Here is a 3,966-nt window from a genome sequence, read left to right as displayed (position 1 = left end):
CCGCTCCGGCGCCGGGGCCTGGCGCACCAGGACGGCGCGGACATAGGGCCACAGTTCGGCGGCGGGGCGCTCGGCGTCCAGGTCGAAGATCTTGGCCAGGGCTCTCAACTCGCGCTCGGCCTCGGGCGACACCGTTCCGCCCGCCTGCAACAGGCCGTCGTAGAGGGCGCACAGTCGCGCCGCATCGGTATTCGCCGCGCCCGGCGGGGCGGCGTTCTGAGGCTTGATGACGGTCATGCCCCTGTCTCCTTCTGTTTCAGCCTCACAGCAGCTAGGGGTTTTGCAGTTGCGAAAAAACCGGCCTGACGGGCTTGTGACGGCTGTTCACGATTGCTCCATGAGCGCGTGTAGAGGCGTTTTTATCGACACGGCGGCGTGTCGCGGGTAAGGCTCCGCGCTCGATTTTCTCAGCAAGGACACGCCGTTGCGACTGCCTCAGGCCCGGCTCGATCAGGTGCTCGACCGCTTCCATCAGGTGGAGGCGCGCATGGGCGCGGCCACCGACGGCGCCGAGATCGTGCGCCTGTCGAAAGAGCACGCCGAGCTCAAGCCCGTGGCCGACGCGGTTCAGGCCCTGGCCCGCGCCCGCGCCGAGGCGGACGACCTCAAGGCCATGGCCGCCGACCCGGAAATGGCCGCCCTGGCCTCCGATGAACTGGACGCCCTGACCGAGCGCCTGCCGACACTGGAGCGTGAAGTCGCCCTGCTGCTGGCCCCGCGCGACGCCGATGAAAACGCCTCGGCCGTGCTGGAAGTGCGCGCGGGCACCGGCGGCGACGAGGCGGCGCTGTTCGCGGGCGACCTGTTCCGCATGTACTCGCGCTACGCTCAGTCGCGCGGCTGGCGGGTCGAGATCGACAGCGCCGCCGAGGGCGACGCCGGCGGCTTCAAGGAGATCATCGCCACTGTCAGCGGCGAGGGCGTCTTCGGCCGCCTGAAGTTCGAGAGCGGCGTCCACCGCGTCCAGCGCGTGCCCACCACCGAGGCGGGCGGCCGCATCCACACCTCGGCGGCGACCATCGCCGTCCTGCCCGAGGTCGAGGACGTCGAGATCGAGATTCTCGACAAGGACATCCGCATCGACACCTATCGCTCGTCCGGCGCGGGCGGCCAGCACGTCAACAAGACCGACTCGGCGGTGCGCATCACCCACCTGCCCACCGGCATCGTGGCCACCTCTTCGGAAAAGTCGCAGCATGTGAACCGCGACAAGGCGATGAAGAACCTGCGCGTGCGCCTCTACGACATGCAGCGCCAGGCTAAGGACGCCGCCCGTTCCGACGCGCGCAAGTCCCAGGTCGGCTCGGGCGATCGCTCCGAACGCATCCGCACCTACAACTTCCCGCAAGGAAGGGTGACGGATCACCGCATCGGCCTGACCCTGCACAGCCTGCCGCAAATCCTCGAGGGCGACCTCGACCCCATGCTCAACGCCCTGATCGCCGAAGACCAGGCCGCCCGCCTGGCCGATCTGGAAGCCGAACTGGGCTGAGGTGGCGCAGGCGCGTCCGCGTCTGACGCGGCCCACCTTTAATCTGGCTCCGACTCCCGCTAGGAACGGAGCATGAACATGCTGGAACTCGTCCTCTTGGCCTTTGTCGCGGTCGCCGCGGCGGGCTTCCTGTGGGCCTATATGGGCTGGCAGAAGACGCGCGGCGCGCTGGACGCCGCCGATGCGCGGCTGGCGCTGATGGAGGAGAGCCGGGACTCCATGGCCGAGTTCCTCAAGGCTCAGGCGTCGCAGTCGGCCGAGGCGGTGGCGACCAAGCTGGTCGCCCGCGCCACCGAGACCTTTCAGGCCCAGGACCGCGTCGCGCGTGAGCGGATGGAGGCCCAGCTCAAGCCCGTGTCCGAGACCCTCGCCAAGTTTCAGCAGCACGTCACGGCGCTGGAAAAGGCGCGCGCCGACGAGACCGGCGGCCTGAAGGAGCAACTCAACCTGCTGATGGCCGCCTCGACCGCCACCCGCGACGAGGCGCGGCGCCTGACCGAGGCGCTGAAGGGCAACACCGGCCGTCGCGGCCGCTGGGGCGAACAGACCTGCCGCAACGTGCTGGAGGCGGCGGGCATGGCCGGCCGCTTCGACTTCGAAGAGCAGAACTCCTCGGCCACCGACGAGGGCCGCCAACAGCGCCCGGACTTCATCGTGAAGTTGCCCGGCGGCGGCATGTTCGTCATCGACGCCAAGGTGTCGCTGGCCTTCGCCGACGAGGCGGACGGCGATGAAGAGGCCCAGGCCCGCGCCATGTCCCTGCGCACTGCGGCCAGCATGAAGACCCACGTGCGCCAGCTGTCGTCCAAGGCCTATCAGGACCAGTTCAAGCCCAGCCCCGACTTCGTCGCCATGTTCCTGCCGGGCGACGCCTTCCTGGCCGCCGCGCTGGATCATGAGCCGGACCTGATGACCACGGCCATGGCCTCGCGCGTGGTCATCGTCACGCCCACCACCCTGTTCGCCCTGTGCAAGGCGGTCGCCTACGGCTGGCGCGCCGAGGAGCAGGCCCGCAACGCCGAGGACGTCGCCAAGCTGGGCAAGGAGCTCTACAAGCGGCTGTCGGTCATGGGCGGCCACGCCGCCTCGGTCGGCAAGGCGCTGGACGCGGCGGTTTCCCGCTACAACCAGTTCGTCGGCTCGCTGGAAAGCCAGGTGATGGTCTCAGCCCGCCGCTTCGAGGATCTGAAGGTCGATCATGAGGGCAAGGAGCTTCCCGAACTGAACGCCGTCGAACAATCGCCCCGCGCCCTCAGCCGCCCGGAGCTGCTGAACGCGCCGGAGTGACGACTGAGTGTGACAAACACGCTTGACGTTTTGTGCTGAGGGTGACAAACAAACTTGTCTGTTTGTCCTCGAGAGCGTCCATGTCGTCCAAATCGTTCAAGCCGCTCGGAGTGCGAGGCGCTCTTTTGGTGTTCGTCGTGTCTCTCGCGCTGGGAGTGCTCGGCGGCGTCCTCGGCGTTGTTCTGTCAGACCAGCCGGGCGTGGCCGGTTTTGCCATGACCGCTGCCATGCTGGCCCTGGTCATGGCCGGGACTTTGCTGATCTGCATCTGGTGGTGGCGTCATCTCGATGAGGCGGCGCGCGAAGCCCATAAGTGGTCCTGGTTCTGGGGCGGCATGGGGGGCATGGCCGTCGGGGCCGTGCTGCTGCTGGTCTTGTCTCTGCGCCGGGACGAAATTCTTTTACCGCGGTGGGTGGGCGAGACCCCGCCTGACCTGTTGTTGAGCGGCATGATGGCCATTCTACTGTTCCAGGTCGCCGGCTACAGCCTGGCTTGGGCCTGGTGGTGGCTGGGCCGTCGTTGAGGAGAATGCCGTGAGCGACAGCGCTTTCATGGGCGACAAGCCCTTGGCCCGAACCGGTGTGTTGTTCCTGCTGAAGATGGCGGCGGGCGTCGTCTGGCTCGCCGGCGCCGCCTGGGGCGGCGCCTACCTGTCGACGGGCGACGACGCGCTGCCTTTGAAGGCGCTGGCCGCAGCCGCCGTGGTTCTGCCTGTCTTCGTCTGGATCGCCGTGCTTCGCCGACAGGCGGCGATCGATGAGCTGGAAGAGCGTTTGGCCCTGATGGCGCAGGCTCAGGGCGGCTGGTGGGCCCTGGCCTACGGCTCGACCCTGTTCGTCATCTTGAGCCTGATGGGCGATGGAGTCAGCCCTGTCATGCTGGCGACCCTGCCTGCGGGCGGTTTTCTGTTCGGCGAGGCGATGGCCCAGGTGGCGCGTTTCAACCTGTCGCGTCCCGGCCAGGAGAGACGTGCATGAAGAACCGCCTCAAGGTGCTGCGCGCCGAGCGCGACTGGAGCCAGGCGCACCTGGCCGACGAACTGGGCGTGTCGCGTCAGACGGTGAACGCGCTCGAGACCGGCCGCTACGACCCCTCCCTGCCGCTGGCGTTCAAGATCGCCCGGCTGTTCCAGATGCCGATCGAATCCATCTTTATCGACGAAGAAGGCTGACGGCTGTTTCTCTTT

Annotated in this window: 5 protein-coding genes and 1 pseudogene; 5 read left to right on the top strand and 1 reads right to left on the bottom strand. The window is 67.7% G+C overall.

What is annotated here, in order from left to right:
• Positions 1 to 237: pseudogene (locus BDIM_RS17805) on the bottom strand (response regulator); the annotation flags it as partial.
• Positions 238 to 424: 187 nt separating this feature from the next.
• Between BDIM_RS17805 and prfA the strand changes: the two are divergent.
• From prfA to BDIM_RS03310, 5 genes are all read left to right on the top strand, one after another.
• The gene (prfA, locus tag BDIM_RS03330; protein ID WP_040344661.1) at positions 425 to 1,492 is read left to right on the top strand and encodes a peptide chain release factor 1; all 1,068 of its coding nucleotides are present in this window, start codon (positions 425 to 427) and stop codon (positions 1,490 to 1,492) included.
• A 72-nt stretch (positions 1,493 to 1,564) separates the two neighbouring features.
• On the top strand, positions 1,565 to 2,779 hold the full coding sequence (locus BDIM_RS03325; RefSeq protein WP_003164161.1) for a DNA recombination protein RmuC: 1,215 nt from the start codon (positions 1,565 to 1,567) through the stop codon (positions 2,777 to 2,779).
• 80 nt (positions 2,780 to 2,859) lie between these two features.
• Positions 2,860 to 3,303 carry a hypothetical protein gene (locus BDIM_RS03320; protein WP_050796584.1) on the top strand — a complete coding sequence of 148 codons (444 nt, stop codon included), beginning with the start codon at positions 2,860 to 2,862 and terminating at the stop codon, positions 3,301 to 3,303.
• Between the two features lie 10 nt (positions 3,304 to 3,313).
• The gene (locus BDIM_RS03315; RefSeq protein WP_003164158.1) at positions 3,314 to 3,757 is read left to right on the top strand and encodes a hypothetical protein; all 444 of its coding nucleotides are present in this window, start codon (positions 3,314 to 3,316) and stop codon (positions 3,755 to 3,757) included.
• Entirely contained in the window at positions 3,754 to 3,951 is a 198-nt protein-coding gene (locus BDIM_RS03310; RefSeq protein WP_003164157.1) for a helix-turn-helix transcriptional regulator, read from the top strand. Before BDIM_RS03315 ends, BDIM_RS03310 begins: the two co-directional genes overlap by 4 nt.
• Positions 3,952 to 3,966 lie beyond the last annotated feature (15 nt).

The organism is Brevundimonas diminuta ATCC 11568, assembly GCF_000204035.1.
In the GTDB taxonomy this organism is placed as follows: Bacteria; Pseudomonadota; Alphaproteobacteria; order Caulobacterales; family Caulobacteraceae; genus Brevundimonas; species Brevundimonas diminuta.
The sequence above is the reverse complement of the archived record's forward strand: the minus strand, read 5'-3'. Positions and strand labels throughout refer to the sequence as shown.